General features: G+C 63.1%; 15 protein-coding genes and 2 pseudogenes. 7 read left to right on the top strand and 10 right to left on the bottom strand.

Translation table 11 applies throughout. The features are described 5' to 3' along the window. Positions 1 to 306 precede the first annotated feature (306 nt). Together HF684_RS18660 and HF684_RS09200 are read right to left on the bottom strand one after the other, a co-directional pair. Positions 307 to 741, bottom strand: a complete 435-nt coding sequence (locus tag HF684_RS18660; RefSeq protein ID WP_211168099.1) for a hypothetical protein — start codon at positions 739 to 741, stop codon at positions 307 to 309. 47 nt (positions 742 to 788) lie between these two features. Further along, positions 789 to 1,097, bottom strand: a complete 309-nt coding sequence (locus HF684_RS09200) for a transposase (protein WP_169252231.1) — start codon at positions 1,095 to 1,097, stop codon at positions 789 to 791. Positions 1,098 to 1,183: 86 nt separating this feature from the next. Between HF684_RS09200 and HF684_RS09205 the strand changes: the two genes are divergently transcribed. Next, positions 1,184 to 2,063 (top strand): IS5 family transposase gene (locus tag HF684_RS09205; RefSeq protein WP_169253849.1). Its coding sequence is split into 2 segments (ribosomal slippage): positions 1,184 to 1,540 and positions 1,542 to 2,063, totalling 879 coding nucleotides; the frame shifts between segments, so codons are not numbered across the junction. A 57-nt stretch (positions 2,064 to 2,120) separates the two neighbouring features. Then, on the top strand, positions 2,121 to 3,245 hold the full coding sequence (locus tag HF684_RS09210) for an IS701 family transposase (protein WP_169253850.1): 1,125 nt from the start codon (positions 2,121 to 2,123) through the stop codon (positions 3,243 to 3,245). A gap of 335 nt (positions 3,246 to 3,580) precedes the next feature. Here the strand turns inward: HF684_RS09210 and HF684_RS09215 are convergent, their stop codons facing one another. Then, positions 3,581 to 4,192: a DUF5134 domain-containing protein gene (locus HF684_RS09215; protein ID WP_169252232.1), complete on the bottom strand. Its 612-nt coding sequence runs from the start codon at positions 4,190 to 4,192 to the stop codon at positions 3,581 to 3,583. Between the two features lie 180 nt (positions 4,193 to 4,372). On the opposite strand from HF684_RS09215, the gene HF684_RS09220 reads away from it, so the two are divergent. Genes HF684_RS09220 through HF684_RS09235 form a run of 4 tightly spaced genes read left to right on the top strand, consistent with a single transcriptional unit; the run spans position 4,373 to position 9,930 of the window. Further along, entirely contained in the window at positions 4,373 to 4,723 is a 351-nt protein-coding gene (locus tag HF684_RS09220; protein WP_169252233.1) for a BlaI/MecI/CopY family transcriptional regulator, read from the top strand. A gap of 11 nt (positions 4,724 to 4,734) precedes the next feature. Next, positions 4,735 to 5,511: a M56 family metallopeptidase gene (locus HF684_RS09225; RefSeq protein ID WP_169252234.1), complete on the top strand. Its 777-nt coding sequence runs from the start codon at positions 4,735 to 4,737 to the stop codon at positions 5,509 to 5,511. A 50-nt stretch (positions 5,512 to 5,561) separates the two neighbouring features. Next, on the top strand, positions 5,562 to 7,631 hold the full coding sequence (locus HF684_RS09230) for a cytochrome c oxidase assembly protein (protein ID WP_169252235.1): 2,070 nt from the start codon (positions 5,562 to 5,564) through the stop codon (positions 7,629 to 7,631). After that, positions 7,621 to 9,930, top strand: coding sequence for a heavy metal translocating P-type ATPase (locus HF684_RS09235; protein WP_169252236.1), 2,310 nt, complete (start codon positions 7,621 to 7,623; stop codon positions 9,928 to 9,930). Before HF684_RS09230 ends, HF684_RS09235 begins: the two co-directional genes overlap by 11 nt. Positions 9,931 to 10,122: 192 nt before the next feature. On the opposite strand, the pseudogene HF684_RS18770 reads toward HF684_RS09235, so the two are convergent. From HF684_RS18770 to HF684_RS09250, 3 genes and pseudogenes are all read right to left on the bottom strand, one after another. Beyond that, positions 10,123 to 10,221: pseudogene (locus HF684_RS18770) on the bottom strand (IS5/IS1182 family transposase); the annotation flags it as partial. 276 nt (positions 10,222 to 10,497) lie between these two features. After that, positions 10,498 to 11,205: an IS3 family transposase gene (locus HF684_RS09245; RefSeq protein ID WP_282433930.1), complete on the bottom strand. Its 708-nt coding sequence runs from the start codon at positions 11,203 to 11,205 to the stop codon at positions 10,498 to 10,500. A gap of 42 nt (positions 11,206 to 11,247) precedes the next feature. Then, entirely contained in the window at positions 11,248 to 11,553 is a 306-nt protein-coding gene (locus HF684_RS09250) for a transposase (protein ID WP_169252239.1), read from the bottom strand. Positions 11,554 to 11,617: 64 nt separating this feature from the next. Here HF684_RS09250 and HF684_RS09255 point away from each other — a divergent pair. Continuing rightward, positions 11,618 to 12,118 (top strand): annotated as a pseudogene (locus tag HF684_RS09255) (transposase); the annotation flags it as partial. A 57-nt stretch (positions 12,119 to 12,175) separates the two neighbouring features. Here HF684_RS09255 and HF684_RS09260 read toward each other — a convergent pair. Genes HF684_RS09260 through HF684_RS09275 form a run of 4 tightly spaced genes read right to left on the bottom strand, consistent with a single transcriptional unit; the run spans position 12,176 to position 16,303 of the window. Beyond that, positions 12,176 to 13,801, bottom strand: coding sequence for a cytochrome bc complex cytochrome b subunit (locus HF684_RS09260; RefSeq protein ID WP_169252240.1), 1,626 nt, complete (start codon positions 13,799 to 13,801; stop codon positions 12,176 to 12,178). Then, positions 13,798 to 14,841, bottom strand: coding sequence for a Rieske 2Fe-2S domain-containing protein (locus tag HF684_RS09265; RefSeq protein ID WP_169252241.1), 1,044 nt, complete (start codon positions 14,839 to 14,841; stop codon positions 13,798 to 13,800). The genes HF684_RS09260 and HF684_RS09265 overlap by 4 nt, the downstream gene beginning before the upstream one ends. A 49-nt stretch (positions 14,842 to 14,890) precedes the next feature. Next, on the bottom strand, positions 14,891 to 15,676 hold the full coding sequence (locus HF684_RS09270) for a cytochrome c (RefSeq protein ID WP_169252242.1): 786 nt from the start codon (positions 15,674 to 15,676) through the stop codon (positions 14,891 to 14,893). Between the two features lie 57 nt (positions 15,677 to 15,733). Then, entirely contained in the window at positions 15,734 to 16,303 is a 570-nt protein-coding gene (locus HF684_RS09275; protein ID WP_101555224.1) for a heme-copper oxidase subunit III, read from the bottom strand. Between the last annotated feature and the right edge of the window lie 140 nt (positions 16,304 to 16,443).

Raw genomic sequence — 16,443 nt, forward strand, 5'->3', positions numbered from 1 at the left:
CACCATCCTCGCCACAGCTACGCCCCAGGCATTCACCGTGGCCTCCCAACCGGCGACATCACCCGGCCCAGGAGTTCTCCCCGCCACCGAAGCGGCGAGGATGCGCGATGCGACCCGACCCACATCCACCAGGTTGGAGTCGGTGGTCTTCAATCGAGGGGCTTTCAGCCACTGGTTCCTATTCGTATGCCTCTCCGTCTCGCTAGCCGAGCCCGCACCATCTGGCAGTACTGATGCGACTCGTCGTTGTCGAGGACTGCTCCACCCACCGAGCTCACGCCAGCACGGCAGATCGTCCTCCAGCTATCACACACCTGCTGCGACAGACGCGAGGCGGTGTCCTTTCACCACCGCAAGGTTCAGAAGCGCCTCGTGGCGCTCGATATCGGTCAACCACAATTCGTTTGGGGCGGTAGCGCGGAACTCATGCCGCGACTTCCCATCACCGTCGATGACGACGCACAGATCGTCATGAACGGCCGGGCCCGGCCGCTTACCGTTCTTCGCCCGGCCCTTGCCGAAGGCGGAGAACCAGGCGTTGTCTGAGCATAGCCGCCAGGCGGTGCGTGGCGCCATCGGCTGTCCGCTGGCTTCGGCTTCATCGGCGAGGTACCGGTACCCGAATTCGGGATCATCCCGGTGAGCGTCGAACAATGCGTTGGCCCGATACGCTTCACGAACCTCGGTTGCAGGGACAGGTGCGGCCAGCCACCGGTAGTAGGGCTGGCGTGAGAGCTTCAAGACCCGACACGTCACCGCCACGGGGACCCCGTCGGTGGCGAGCTCGCTTACGAGCGGGTAGAGCCTTTTGACGGTAGATTCGCCTGCGACAAGTACGCGGCTGCGCGGCGCAGGACTTCGTTCTCTTGTTCCAGCAGATGATTGCGCCGACGCATCTCGCGCAGTTCAGCCGATTCGTCGGTCGTGTTGCCGGGTTTGTTGCCGGCTTCGATCTCTGCTTGGCGCAGCCATTTCGCGAGGCTGCCTTCGTGGACTCCGAAGTCCTTGGCGATCTGTCCGATCGTGGTCTTGTAATCCCTGGTCTGCAGGACGCGGATGACGTCGTCGCGGAACTCTTTCGGATACGGCTGTGGCATGGTGTCCATCCTTCCAGACTTGCCTTGAGACAAGCCAGGTCAGGTCAAGGTGTCACCTCACCTTGCATCAGTCCCGCCCTGGAATCGTGTCTCGATTCCAACTACTCACCGACAACCAATGGGCACTCATCGCCGACTACCTACCAACACCGACAGGTAGGCGGGGCCGGCCCTTCTCCGACCCCAGACAGATGATCGAGGGCATCATCTACCGCTACCGCACCGGCATCGCCTGGCGCGATCTGCCTGTGACTTTCTGCAGATGGCAGACCGTGTGGACCTGGCACCGCCGCCTGGCCGCCGACGGCACCTGGGATGCTATCCACCAGGCATTGACTGCCTACGCAGCACAGAATGACAAAGTCGACTTCACCGTCTCGGTCGACTCCACGATCGCTCGCGCGCACCAACACGCGACGAACATCAGCCGCGTAAAAAAGGGACTCGTCGAATTACAAGGATCTGCTGGCCGAGTCGCCTGACCACGCCTTCGGTCGGTCCCGCGGGGGCCTGTCGACGAAGACTCATCAGCTCGTCGATGGCCACGGACTGCCGCTGGTGTCGCTCTGCACGGCTGGCCAGGACGGCGACAGCCCGATGTTTGCTCCTTTGTTGGAGCATCTGAAAGTCGGTCGTCGCACCCGCCCGGACGCGGTCCTTGGCGACAAAGCGTACTCGTCGAAAGCCAATCGCGCGCTGCTGCGGTCGCGAAGGATCGAGGCCGTCATTTCCGAACCGTCGGATCAGCAGGGTCATCGGCTCCGGCGTGGGTCCAAGGGTGGCCGGCCACCGAAGTTCGACGCCATCAAGTACAAGGGCCGCAATGTCATCGAGCGCGGTTATGCCCGTATGAAGCAGTGGCGCGGACTAGCCACGAGGTATGACAAACTCGGCATCGTCTACCGAGCAGCTGTCGTGCTCAACGGTGTGATCGCCTGGTTACAGCATTTATCAGACACGCCCTAGTCCTGGGCAATGGGTGACGATATTGCTGTGGCGGATGTACAGGACTGGGCGGCGGGGCTGGATGAGATCGCGGCGCTGATCGGGCCGCGGTTCGCGCGTTCGGAGCCGAGGAAGAACGCGGTCGCCTACATGCAGGGGCTGCTGTCGGAGCGGGAACGGAAGAACTCGTGGACACTGTCCGAGCAGGTAGGGCAGGCGGTGCCGGATCCGATGCAGCGGCTGCTGTCGACGACGGATTGGGACCCCGACGCTGTTCGTGATGACCTGCGTTCGTACGTCGTCGACCATCTCGGTGACCGGGACGGGGTCCTCATCGTCGATGAGACGGGGTTTGTGAAGAAGGGCGACCGGTCGGCCGGGGTGGCGCGGCAGTACACGGGCACGGCGGGCAGGATCGAGAATGCGCAGGTCGGGGTGTTCCTCACCTACGCGACGTCCGAGGGCCGGACTTTCCTGGACCGTGAGCTGTATCTACCGAAGTCATGGACCGGCGATCTGCAACGGTGCCGAGGTGCCGGGATACCCAGTGAACGCGGCTTTCGCACCAAACCAGAGCTGGCGATGCAGATGATCGCCGGAGCGATCGACGGCGGGGTCCCCGCGTCGTGGGTGACCGGCGACGCCGTCTACGGAGGTCACTACCGGCTACGCAAGTGCCTCGAAGACCGCCAGGTGAACTACGTGCTCGCCGTCGCGTCCAATCAGCACGTGATCGCGAAGACCTCGGCATCGGTCATCGGCATCGAGTATCGCGCCGACGCGCTCATCGCAGCACTGCCGGCTGCCGCGTGGCGTACTCGCTCCGCTGGGCAGGGAACGAAAGGCGACCGCCGCTACGCGCGGGCGCGTGCTCGTATCAACGGCCACCGTGATCCCGATGCCGAATACTGGCTCCTGGCCCATCGCAGTCTCGCTGATCCGGCAGACCTCGCGTACTACCTCTGCCATGCACCCAAACGCGTGAGTCTGGCTGAGCTGGCCCGGGTCGCCGGCACTCGGTGGGCCATCGAGGAGACCTTCCAGACCGCGAAAGGCCACACCGGGCTCGACCACTACCAAGTCCGTCAATACACAGGCTGGTATCGACACATCACTTTGTCCATGCTCGCCCATGCCTTCCTGACCGTCACACGCTCAAAAAGGGGGCTCGAGTCGGAAACGACGCCGAACTCATCGGGCTGAGCCTGCCCGAGATCCGCTACCTCATCGCCACTCTCGTCCTGGACCGACCCGCCTACGCGGGACGGGTGCTGCAACGCTCACGCTGGCGACGAAGACACCAGCACGTTGCCCGGACATACCACTACCGACGCCGCGGACACACCTAATAAACGCGACTGTAGTACTAGGAGGTGCGACTCCCACCGGGTTTCGAGCAAATCATTTCAGCACGATGGGACCAGTTGCGTAGCTCGCGCACGAGCCTGTGCTCCATCAAAACCGGGGCTTGGGCATCATTACCAAGGTATTCCCCCTGCTCGTTGTGGATGGGGCATCGTCGTCGTGGCCTGAGTTGCTCACATGAGCGCGAGCATGCCTGCCATGCCGGTGCCCATGACCGCATGGCAGAGCGTGTGGATTCCGATTCGACGCGAACGCACGAGCAGGGCGAGCCACCAGACTGCGGCGAGTGCGGACAGGGCGATCGCGGCCCCGTTGACGGCCGCTGCCCAGTCGGAAGTCTGGGCCATCGCCTGCGCCATGTCGGATCCGTCGGAGTGACCGTGGTCGTGTGCACCGCCATCCATCTGGTGGGCCATCAGGAGAGGCATCGCCAAGAGCATCCACACCATCACAGCATTGAGCACGATGTGTGAGGCCAGGCTGATCCTCAGCGTCCGTCCCTCGATCCTGATGGCTCCGATCACCATGACCGCAGCGAGGATCGTGAAGAAGGCGACCTGGGCCCAAGTGGCGAGCGTTCCCGTGCTGACCCAGACCATGGCGATCATGCCGATGCTCATCACGAGGTGGTTGCCGTGCACGACCAGATCCATCCTGGCTGCGTCGACATCCGGACATGTCCGACTCCGAGTCTGGTTCCAGTGCCTGGCCACGTGGATGAGGCACACGAGGCCGGTGAATGCGAACGCCGTAGTGAGGAGGAGAGACCAGGGAAATGAGATCATCCCGAAATACTACACATTGTAGTAGTTTGATGCATAGCGGCGGCACTGCGGTGCTCTGTGGCGGCGCGTGCGGTTGGTCGGTGCTGAGGTGGGAGCCGAGGTCCTGGCGACACGCATGCCGATCAGGAAGTCGACCGGGTATCCTCGGTGATACGACCTACCGGCGAGCGAGAGCGGACGATGAGGCGCAGGAGCAACGGCGAACTGGAGAATGCGGTTCTCACGGCACTGTGGGAGCGCGGCGAGCCCATGGCGGTCGCTGAGCTGCAGTCGGCCGTCTCTCCGCCGATGCCTGCGTACACGACGATGATGACGGTCCTGACCCGGATGGAGGACAAGGGCCTAATCACTCGCGATCGGGTCTCACGGTCGCTGATGATCAGCCCGGTGCGCTCTCAGGCCGCGACAGCGGCCTCTCGGATGTCGCAGACGCTGCGCGACTCGACCGATTCCCGTGAGGTGCTAATGTCGTTCATCGGCTCGTTGGATGATGACGAGATCGAAGTGCTTCGCTCCTTCGTCGGCGACTGAACCGACCCGGCATGCTTGTCACGGCGATTATTCTCCTGGCCGCGGCGGCCGCGGTGTTCTTCCTCTCGCCGGTCGTTCTCTCCTTCGGTCGGTGGCAGTCGAGGCGGCCGGTCCTTGCGCTCAATGCCTGGTTGGCCGCACTGATCGGCGGTCTGCTGCTCAGCGTGGCCGCTGTTATCGCCCTCGTCACCGGCGCACTGGATGTGCAGCGTGATGAAGCCGGCCCCCAAGTGCTGGTTCCGTGGATCGTCGGGTGGGCGGCGCTCTCTGCCGCCGGGGTGGTGCTCGCTCTCGTGCTCAGCGCATCGGACGACTTCGGGCGTCGGCTCAAAGGCGAGGCTCGGGTTCTGCGCTCACGGTGGACCGACTGGTATGTTGATTCGCCGTTTCGCATCGTCACTGTCGAAGACGATGCACTCTACGCTTGTTCACTGGCTGGTCGGCCGCCCGAGATCTATCTGAGCACGGGTATGCGTCGGGTTCTGGGTGAGGACGAGTTCGCGGCGATCATCGCCCATGAGAAGTCCCACGTGCTACGGCGGCACAGTCTTGTTCTGTGGGTGGCGGCCGTGAACTCCGCCTGTCTGCCGCGGCGACTGAGCGTTTCCCAGAGGTTCCGGATCAGTGTGCTCACCCTCGTCGAGATGATCGCTGACGACGACGCAGTGCAGGCGACTTCGGCAGTGGTCGTGCGAGGCGCCCTCGACGCGATAGGCGGATTCAGCGGTGAGGCCTCCCTGCGCCTGCGTTCGCGCAGGGTGCAGCGGCTCTACCTGACAGTGGACTGAATGGCCGTCGAAAATCTTCTACTACACTGTTGCGTAATATGATGGGGAGTGTGACAGAGGTCCGCGGCAGGTCTGTCGGTGGATCCGAAACAGCCAAGGCGGCAGCGGCAGTGCTCGCGGTCGCGGTCGTTGCCGTGACGGTCACAATCGTCACCGCAGTCAACGTCGGTCCCGAGGCCTATACCTCGATTGCCCGGGAGTTCCCCGGATCCGGGGTCGTCGTCTTCGTCGCCGTGCTGCGCGCTGTGCACGAGGTCTTCTCGGTCCTGGCTCTGGGCATGCTCGCGCTCGTGCTCATGTTCACTTCACGCACCTCCCGTCCCGGGTGGTCGTCGACCAGTGAGACTGCGCGGGGGCTGCTGAGGATATTCGGCGCGATCTGGGCGACGGCGGCACTCCTGCTCACCGTCGTCGACGGACTGAACACCAACGGCCTGTCACTGGCGGCGATCAACCATCCGGACCAACTGTGGTTCGCCTTGACCGGCACCTTCTACCCCGCCGCCTGGCTCGTCGTCTTCATCGCAGCCTTCACTGTCTTCACCGTCTCGCTCTTCGCCGAATCCTGGGCCGCTCACGCCGTGAGCCTGTGGATCGGGCTGCTTGCGATCCTCGCTCCCGTCGTCATCTCCCAGGTGCTCGTCGGGCCCAACCACGATCTGGGAGAGGACGCGTCGATCATCCAGACTCCTGTGGCGACAGCTGTTCTCGGGCTGCTGGCCGCGGGGGTGCTCCTCGAATTCGCCCATCCTCGCTGTGGGGCTCTCCGTCGGATGGTGCGCTCGAAACCCCTGTGGACAGGAGTCATCGTCATCGTTTCCGCGGACGTGGTGATCTCGGTCTTCAAACTCTCCGGGACCCCGCTGCTCGAGTCGCTGACCGGATGGCAGCTGCTCGCACGCTGGGCGGGACTGGCGGTCATCATCATGGCGGTGCTGACGGCTTCCTCGGCGCGGTTCGTTCGGGCACGGGCAGATGTGCGTGCCCGGGCGGCGAAGACCGCCTCGGTGCGAATGGCCGTGGCCCGCGTCGGCATTCTCGTCGGATTCACGGCATGGGCGTCGATCACGGCCGCGATGATCCTCGTCCCCTCGCCGAACTACTTCGCCCCAAACAGCATCGTCTCCGTCTTCCTCGGCTACACTGTCGAGGCCGCACCCGACCCGCTCGTGCTGCTCACGCACTGGCGGATCAACCTCCTGCTCACCGCGGTCGCGGTCGCCGCCATGGCCGCCTACGGCCTCGGTGTGCTCAGGCTCCGCCGCCGAGGCGACTCCTGGCCGGTGATCCGGACGATCTGCTGGTTTACGGGGTGGATCGTCACCATCGTGCTCATGGGTTCGGGCCTGGGCAAGTATTCTCCGGCCGATTTCGGCATTCACATGGTCGTGCACATGTCGCTGAACATGCTCATCCCGGCCCTCCTCGTCGGGGGCGGGCCGATCACACTCCTGCTGCGAGCGACCACCGGCACTGGTCGACTCGGGCAGCAGGTCCACAGCCGTGTGAACCAGCTCATCAACTGGCCCGGACTGCGGATGCTGCTCCACCCGCTCGTCGTCTTCGTTGTCTACATCGCCTCGTACTACGCTCTCTACCTGACCCCGCTGTTCGGCGAACTCATCCGGTACCACTGGGGGCACCAGCTGATGAACGTGCACTTCCTCATCATCGGGTACATGTTCTTCTCCCTCGTCATCGGCGTCGACAAGCTTCCGATCGAACTGCCGCACATCGGCAGACTCGGCTATGTCATTGCCGCCATGCCCTTCCACGCGTTCTTCGGCATCGTTCTGATGATGACGAAGACACCCGTAGCTCAGAACTTCTATCGCACTCTCGACCTACCCTGGCTCGACATCGCTGCCGAACAGTATTTCGCTGGCGGCATCGCTTGGGCAGGGGGAGAGCTTCCCCTGCTGGGAGTGGTAATCGTCCTCGCCGTGCAGTGGACCAAACAGGACAAGCGCGATGCGCAACGCTTCGACCGCCATGAGGACACGGGTCTGAGCGATGAGTTCTCTGCCTACAACGACATGCTGCGAAAGCTGGCCGAAAGAGACGGAGTCGTTGCCGCCAGCAGCGCGGCGAAGGAAGGAACGAGAAAGAATGAGCAGTGACAGCACGGTTCGTGAGGACAGCTCGGCACAGTCTCCCGGACTGACCGGCGGGGTCGACATCGACATCACCGGGATGACGTGCACCGCCTGCGCTCGCCGGGTCGAGAAGTCGTTGAACCGGATCGAGGGGGCCACGGCGTGGGTGAACTTCGCGACCGAACGTGCTCGCGTCACCGGCCTCGACGATCCCGAGGCGGCTCTGAGCGCGGTGAAGAAGGCCGGATACGGGGCCCAGATCCACAGAGCCGGAGACGATGCCTGGTCTCAGCGGGCCGCCGAGGTGCGGCTGAGTTCCCTGCGCCGACGCCTCATTCTCGCCGCTGTCCTCACGATTCCCCTGATGGACGCCACGATCGCGTTGGCACTGGTCGAGGCGTGGCGGTTCCCCGGCTGGGAATGGGTCTGCGTCCTCGTGGCACTGCCGATCGTGACGTGGGCCGCCTGGCCGTTCCACCGTTCGGCGTGGAAGAACCTGCTGAACCGGACGACGAACATGGACACGCTCGTGTCCCTGGGCATCATCGCCGCCTTCGGCTGGGCCGTGGTGACAGCGGCCTTCGGCTTCAGCGGACCCGATGCCTGGCTGGGGTTCGGGCTCGTCCCCGAGGGGGCCGACGCCCTCTACCTCGACGTGGCCGCCGGGGTGACGACGTTCCAGCTGGCTGGCCGGTACTTCGAGACCCGGTCGCGGCGCAAGGCCGGTGACCTGCTGGCCGCGCTCAGCGATCTGGCTCCGAAGACCGCCCGCGTCCGCGGTGCGGACGGAGCCTTTGTCGACACCCCCATCGAATCGGTCAGGTCCGGCGACATCGTGCTCGTGCGTCCCGGTGAGACCGTGCCCGTCGACGGGACGATCGTCGAGGGAACCGCCGAACTCGACACCAGCAGCCTCACCGGCGAACCGGTGCCCGTGCCCGTGATCATCGGCGATCGCGCCATCGGCGGTTCGTTTGCGACCAATGGACAGATCACCGTCGAGGCCGAGGCCGTCGGTGCCGATACCCAATTGGCGCAGATCGCGACGATGGCGGAGAAGGCGCAGTCGCAGAAGGCTCTGGTCGAGAGCCTCGTCGATCGGATCACAGCGGTCTTCGTGCCGATCGTCCTCGTCCTCGCCCTCGTCACCCTGCTCGTGTGGCTGCTGCCGCTGGGGCACACGCCATCGCGGGCGATCGGAGTCGGCATCTCCGTGCTCATCATCGCCTGCCCCTGCGCACTCGGGCTGGCCACCCCGACCGCGCTCATGGTCGGCATCGGTCGAGGTGCCCGTTCGGGCGTCCTCGTCAAGGGCCACACCGCGCTGGAGGCCAGCGGCCGAATCGACACGGTGCTGCTGGACAAGACCGGAACTGTGACCACAGGCTCCCTGCAGGTCGCGGGGGCGTGGCTGCCCGAACCGGACCGCAGCCAGCTGCTCGAACGGATCGCCGCCCTCGAGGCCCGGTCGGAGCACCCGGTTGCCCGCGGAATCGTCGACTTCGTCCTTTCCCACCCCGAGGTGGAGGAACGGGCCGTCGGTACCACCACCGAAATCTCGGATGTGGAGGTGCTTCCCGGGGTCGGAATCGAGGGAGTCGTCGACGGGAGGGCGATGGCCGTCCTCAGCCACTCCGCCGCTGCCGAGCGCATCGAACTGGGTTCGGAGACAGACGGCTGGGCCCGTGACCAGACGGAGGCGCAGCGCACTGTTGTGATCGTCATCGAGGACGGAGCGCCGGTTGCGGCGCTGGCGCTCAGTGATGACATCAAACCCGACGCGGCAGCCAGTGTGGCGCAGCTGCGCAGTCTCGGACTGCGCACCGTCCTGCTCACCGGCGACGGCTCCGCTCCCGCAGGTGTCATCGCCGAGAGGATCGGCACTGACGATGTCATCGCGGAGGTCCTTCCCAATGACAAAGCAGCGGTCGTGACCTCCCTGCAGGAGGACGGACACCGCGTCGCGATGGTCGGAGACGGGATCAACGACGCGTCAGCACTGGCTGCCGCGGATCTCGGCATCGCCGTGGTCACCGGTTCGGACATCGCGATGAAGTCGGCCGACATCATCATTGTTCGCGACGACCTCGGTGCCATCGCCGAATCGATCATACTCTCCCGTAAGACTCTGGGGACCATCCGTGGCAACCTGGTCTGGGCGTTCGGCTACAACGTCCTGGCGATTCCCATTGCGATGTTCGGCCTGCTCAACCCCCTGATCTCGGCGGCCGCGATGGCGATGTCCTCGGTGTTCGTCGTCTACAACAGCCTCCGTCTGCAGCGAGTGAAGCTGTTGCTGCAGCCACGCTCGGTCGGCCGGTGACCCCGCTGGGACGCCACGGCAAAACCGTAGCGTCTCAGCTTCACCAGCTTCGTTTCCGCAGGTCCCCCTACCCGTTGAGAGTTGATGCGTTCTTCAAGTTCCACTATTTCCAAGGCCAACATATCAGCCTCACGAAAACCAGATTGGCGTGCAACTCGCGATGGCCACCGCTCTTACTAGGGTATGGCTCATTTATTGGCGCAACCATGCCAGAATCGCGCTGATCACGCTAACTGCTCGATAGGTGATGGCGAGTTTGGGGTATCTCGTTGCTACTCCTCGCCGTTGCTTGAAGTAAGCAGAAGAACCACTGAAGCCTTTTTGCATACCTCCGGGAAAGAAACATCGTTTGTCAAGCCCCGGGTTTCGTAGAGGCTCCTTTTCTTGGTTTCCTAAGCAGCCGCGAGTTCTGACCCGGACTGGTTGATCCATTCGGAATGGACCTCGACGGGCGGTCGGTAGTTAATCGCTGAATGCAACCTGGACTGGTCGTACCAAGCCACCCACTTTGACGTCTCCGCCATCACCTCGATCAACCCCGACCACACCTTCCGGTCGACGCTGCGCCTACTCTTTGGAGCACCTGGCGAGAGCATCGGATCCCTGCCGGTCAATTCCTTCAGCCACCCTGCTGGTCGACCCATGGTCGTCCTTTCGCTCAGGGTGTTGCAACGACCAATTGAATCCGCCTTGCACCCCGCGATCCGAGTGGTGCACGACCCCGGAGAGGTCTTCACCGGCCCGGTATTTCGCAGCGAGAGCCATCGTCAGAGCGTCCCTGGCCAGGGACTCCCGCATATGGTTCGTCACTTGCCAACCGACGATTTCCCGGTGGAAGACATCGAGGCTGAACGTCGTGTACACCCATCCAGCTTGCGTGGGCACATAGGTGATGTCCCCGACCCACAAACAAATCGGGGCCGGTGCTGCGAACTCGCGTTCGACGAGATCATCCGGACATTCCTCAGCACGTGCTGAGGCCGTCTTCGGACGCTTCCGCTTCCGACGGATTCCGTCGATACCCAACTGGCGCATCAACCGTTCCACCGTGCAGCGGGCCACCGGACCAAATTGATCGGCGTACTCGCGGTTGATCGCCTTCCACATCTTCCGCACCCCGTAACACGAGTAGTTCGCCTCATAGACATCCTGGATGACGACCATCAGCGCCTGGTCCCGGCGGGCCCTGGCCGATGGTTCCCGTTTCTTGAACGCGTAATACGAGCTCACAGCAATCCGTGCCGCAGTCCCGGACAGGGCGCGTACGATTGGCACAACTGGCGAACTCGTGACGATTGTCGTCGATGAAGACGACAATCACTTCGATGGGCGGTCGAGATCCGCCGCGAAGAAAGCCGACGCTCTCTTCAAGATCACGTTGGCCCGCTTCGCTTCAGCAAACTCAGCCCGGAGCCGACGGTTCTCCGCTTCCAGGTCGACCGACTCGGCCGGCGTAGCTTTGCCGGATTCCCTATGCTTACGCACCCAGACCCGCAAGGTCTCTTTGCTCAGACCGAGCTCGTTCGCGACACGGGTGATCGCTCCGTTCGCAGTGTCGGGATCGGCCTGGGCGTGGATGACGAGATCGACGGCACGAGCCTTGAGTTCGTCGGTGTACTTCACTGGCAAGAGAGAATCTCCTTCTTCCAATCTCCCTGCCTCTATTATCCCCGGGGCGATTCACAAGAAGGGTGACCCGTTGTATAAGGCCCGGAGGACTCTGCACACAGGATGTCAGCTACTCGCCGAGCGGCAGCAACAACGAATCGTCGCGCTGTTCGCTGATGACAATCATGCTGATGTTGAGGTGGCCTGGAGCGTGTTCCAGGACATCATCACCGTCTACCGCAACCCAGACAGAGCCGTGAGGAAGCAGTCGTTGCAGTCGACCATCGAGTCCATCTCGTCGGGGGTGCCTGCCGGTCTTGTTGGGCTGCGCCGGCTGGGGAGGACATTGAAGAAGCGCGCTGTGGATGTGTTGGCGTAATTCGATCGACCGGGGACGTCGAACGGTCCGACAGAGGCACTCAACAGCAGGCTGGAACACCTGCGTGGATCAGCGCTGCGGTTCCGGAACCTCGCCCACTACATCGCCCGGAGCTTGCTCGAGGCCGGAGGGTTCAGGCCCCGATTACACCCCCTAAACGCGAAGAGCCAGTTTCACACCACTCACCCAGCTGGTGAATAGAACGAGGGGCTCAGCAGTTGTACTGCTCAGCCCCTCGGTTGTGGCCGGTCAGATCGATCAGTGTCCGAGCTGATTGCTGTTCGAGCCCTCGACCGCGTCGTGCTCGTGGTGCGAAGCTTCGAGTTCCTGCTTCGACACCGGAGCCACACGATCTTCGAAGAAGAAACGTGACAGTCGCGCACGCAGCTTCTCCATGCCCGTGATCTTGCCCTCGGCATTCGGCTGAGCCGGCACGTAGGCAGGCGATTCGAACGCGGTGATCTTCCACAGCTTGTGCGGGGGAAGAGCCTCGTGGCGTTCGAGGAACTCACCGTGGGGCAGACGGATGATATGAGCCGTCTCCCGTCCGTGCAGAGCGATCTCGCGGTCCTTGCGCTGGAGCGCCAGGCACATGCGCTTGGTGATGATGTAGCCGATGATCGGTCCGAAGAAGAACAGGAATCGGAAGATGTAGATCATGTCGTTGAGCGACATCTGGAAGAACACTGCGATGATGTCGCCCGATGCAGCTGCCCACATATTGCAGTAGAAGATGATTCCGGCAACGCCGATGGCCGTCCGAGTCGGGTTGTTGCGGGGGCGATCGAGAATGTGGTGCTCCCGATGGTCCTTCTGCAGCCACGCCTCGAAGAACGGGTAGATGAACATGACAGCGAACACGCCGCCCATGACGATCACGGCGCTGTTGATGTTGAACGAGATCGGCCATCCGAAGATGTAGAACTCGAACCAGCCCGGGACGATGCGGAGGAACCCATCGGCCCAACCGATGTACCAGTCAGGCTGTGTACCGGCCGAGACGGGTGACGGATCGTAGGGACCGTAGTTCCAGATCGGGTTGATCGTGAACAGCGCCGAGATGAGCGAGAGCAGTCCGAAGATGAGGAAGAAGAATCCTCCGCCCTTGGCCGCGAAGGTCGGGAGAACGGGTTCTCCGACGACGTTCTTCTCGGTGTTGCCGGCACCCGGGTACTGGGTGTGCTTGTGCACGACGACGAACATCAGGTGGATGCCGATGAGCGCGATGAGCAGGGCCGGCACGATCATGATGTGCAGGGTGTACAGACGGGCCACGATGTCGATGCCCGGGAACTCGCCTCCGAAGAGGAAGAACGAGATGTAGGTTCCGACGAGCGGCAGCGACTTCAGGATGCCGTCGATGATTCGCAGTCCGTTGCCGGAGAGCAGATCATCAGGAAGCGAGTAGCCGGTGAAGCCGGCAGCCATGCCCATGATGACGAGCAGGACGCCGACGACCCAGTTGAGTTCACGCGGACGGCGGAAGGCGCCGGTGAAGAACACGCGGAGCATGTGCACGCTCAGTGCAGCGACGAAGAGCAGCGCGCCCCAGTGGTGCATCTGTCGGATGAACAGACCGCCGCGGATCTCCAGGGAGATCGCGAGTGTCGAGTCGTAGGCTTCGGAGATCTCGACGCCGCGCAGCGGCAGCCAGGGTCCGTCGTAGTGCAGTTCGCCCATGGCCGGCTGGAAGAAGAACGTGAGGAACGTTCCGGACAGAACGACGATGATGAAGCTGTAGAGAGCAACCTCGCCGAGCATGAACGACCAGTGGGAGGGGAAGATCTTGCGACCGAACTCGCGCACGAGGGCGGATGCCCCGACGCGGGTTTCGGCGAAGTTCGCCGCCTTCCCGATGGTGGTGGTTGGCTGTGTAGTACTCATGGGTGGTTGATCTCCCAGAACGTAGGTCCGACAGGCTCAGGGAAGTCCGACTGGGCAACCAGGTAGCCTTCGCTGTCCACGGTGATGGGCAGCTGAGGAAGCGGTCGTTTGGCCGGGCCGAAGATGACCTTGCAGTGTTCCGTCACGTCGAAGGTCGACTGGTGGCAGGGGCACAGCAGGTGGTGTGTCTGGTGCTCGTACAGTGCGACGGGGCAGCCGACGTGGGTGCAGATCTTCGAGTAGGCGACGATTCCGTCGTGCGACCAGTCCTTGCGATCCGGATCTTCTTTGAGTTGATTGGGATCGATGCGCATGAGAAGCACGGCCGCCTTGGCCTTCTCGTTCAGCGGGTGCTCGCTGGCCTCCTCGTCGCCGATGCCCGAAGGCAGGACGTGGTAGGCCGAGCCGATCGTGACTTCCTCAGCCCTGATCGGACGTTCGGAATCCACCGAGGGGATTCCGCCGACATCGCGGATGAGGCGAGTGCCCTTCTGCCACAGCGTGTTGAACATCTTGTCGCCCGGCAGCGGACCGAGGTCGCGGAAGACGAGGACTGCGGGCAGCGGCGCGATCGCCAGAGCGGCGATGAGCGTATTGCGCAGCAGGGGACGTCGGGCGATGCCCGACTCTTCCTTGGCCTGGTGGAGGATCTCGAGCGCAATCGCCTGATCTTCTTCGCTGCCGCCGATGTCGTGGCGTTCGTCGATGCCCTCGTGATCGCTCATGAGGTTCTTGGCCCAGAGCACAGCGCCGAAACCGATGGAGAACATCGCGACAGCGGCGCCGAGGCCGACGAACATGTTGTGAAGGCGGATGCTCTGCATCGATTCGCCCGGGGTGAACAGGAAGTACGCCACGATGAACCAGATGGTTCCGATCATCGAGAGGATGAACCAGGCGGCCACCTGTCGTTCGGCGACCTTCTCGGCGCGTGGGTCCGAGTCGGCCAGCCGCGGTTTGTGCTCGGGCAGGCCCGGGTTCGTGAACCCGTTCAACTCCTCGAGCTGGCTGCCGCCGCCGGAGTGCTCTTTCGAGGTCATTGAATTCCCCGTCTATTCTCGTAATTGATGGTGAACGACACTGTCGGACTCACTTGGCCCTCGAAGACAGCCACACTGTCAGGCCGATGACGGCAGCAAGACCGAAGAACCAGATGAACAGGCCCTCAGCCACCGGGCCCAGCGATCCGAGCTTGAAGCCGCCGGGGGAGGGATTGTCCGAGACTTCCTTGACGTAGGCGATGACATCACGTTTGTCGTCGGGAGTGAGGTTCGCATCGTTGAAGATCGGCATGTTCTGCGGGCCGGTCTGCATCGCTTCGTAGAGGTGCTTCTCGGAGACTTCGGACAGGTCCGGTGCGTACTTGCCGCGGGTCAGCGCACCGCCGGCGCCGACCACGTTGTGGCACATGGCGCAGTTGGTGCGGAACAGACCGCCGCCGGCAGCCGGGTCGCCCTTCGACGCATCGAGGTACTCGTCCTCGGGGATTGCCGGTCCTGGGCCGAGCGAAGCGACGTAGGCAGCGAGCTGGGCGGTCTGCTCTTCGTCGAACTGCGGTTCCTTGACGCGAGCCTGCGGGCCGTTGGCCTGCAGCGGCATGCGTCCGGTGCCGACCTGGAAGTCGACAGCAGCGGCGCCGACGCCGATGAGGCCGGGGCCGGCCTTCGAGCCTTCGGCGTTCATGCCGTGACAGGTGGCGCAGTTGGCCAAGAAGAGTTTCTCGCCCTCTTTGATGTCAGAGGCGCTGGCTGTGTCCGCCTTGGCGCTCGAAGTCTGCGTGAAGAGTGCATAGGCTCCGCCGGTCAGCAGCAGTCCCACGAGCAGCAGCGCGACCAGCGCCATGGGATGTCTGCGGCGATCTGCTAGAAGCTTCACTTGATCGTCCTTTGCTTGAAGTGGTGTGAGTCCTGGGGGCCGAGCATCTCAGTCCGCCTATTGGAGGAGATAGATGACGCCGAACAGACCGATCCAGACGACATCGACGAAGTGCCAGTAGTAGGACACGCAGATTGCGAAGGTGGCTTCGTGGTGACCGAACTTCTTCGCCCCGTAGGCGCGTCCGATGACGAGCAGGAAGCAGATGAGACCGATGGTCACGTGGATACCGTGGAAACCAGTGGTCAGGTAGAAGACGGAACCGTAGCCATCGGTGTTGATCGAGATGCCCTCGCTGACGAGGGTCGCGTACTCCATGACCTGTCCGGAGACGAAGATGGCGCCCAGGGCGAAGGTGAGGTAGAACCACTCGACCATTCCCCATTTGGCGATGTTGAACAGCGAGCCGGTCCGCCGGGGGCGGAACCTCTCGGCTGCGAACACACCGAGCTGGCAGGTGAACGAAGACGACACCAGGATCAACGTGTTGCCGAGAGCGTAGGGGATGTCGAGGATCTCGGTCCTCGTCTCCCACAGCTCCGGAACGACGGACCGGATGGTGAAGTACATGGCGAAGAGCGCGGCAAAGAACATCAGGTCGCTCGCGAGGAACACGATGAAGCCCACCGTGGTCACATTCGGACGATTGACAACCGGATGTGCTGGCGCTGTTTGAGATGCAGTGGCAGTTGACACAACCCCATTATTACCCGTCTCGGGGTGAGTTTTCATCTTTTACCCAGGTTTCGGGAAAGAAATTTCTACAC

This window comes from Brevibacterium sp. 'Marine', assembly GCF_012844365.1.
Classification (GTDB): domain Bacteria; phylum Actinomycetota; class Actinomycetes; order Actinomycetales; family Brevibacteriaceae; genus Brevibacterium.

What these genes read in the sequence shown, in the direction of transcription:
- HF684_RS09265 (WP_169252241.1), bottom strand. Translation starts at nt 14,841, where the DNA reads ATGACCTCGAAAGAGCACTCCGGCGGCGGCAGCCAGCTCGAGGAGTTG.
- HF684_RS09200 (WP_169252231.1), bottom strand. Translation starts at nt 1,097, where the DNA reads ATGCCACAGCCGTATCCGAAAGAGTTCCGCGACGACGTCATCCGCGTC.
- HF684_RS09260 (WP_169252240.1), bottom strand. Translation starts at nt 13,801, where the DNA reads ATGAGTACTACACAGCCAACCACCACCATCGGGAAGGCGGCGAACTTC.
- HF684_RS09225 (WP_169252234.1), top strand. Translation starts at nt 4,735, where the DNA reads ATGCTTGTCACGGCGATTATTCTCCTGGCCGCGGCGGCCGCGGTGTTC.
- HF684_RS09220 (WP_169252233.1), top strand. Translation starts at nt 4,373, where the DNA reads ATGAGGCGCAGGAGCAACGGCGAACTGGAGAATGCGGTTCTCACGGCA.
- HF684_RS09215 (WP_169252232.1), bottom strand. Translation starts at nt 4,192, where the DNA reads ATGATCTCATTTCCCTGGTCTCTCCTCCTCACTACGGCGTTCGCATTC.
- HF684_RS09235 (WP_169252236.1), top strand. Translation starts at nt 7,621, where the DNA reads ATGAGCAGTGACAGCACGGTTCGTGAGGACAGCTCGGCACAGTCTCCC.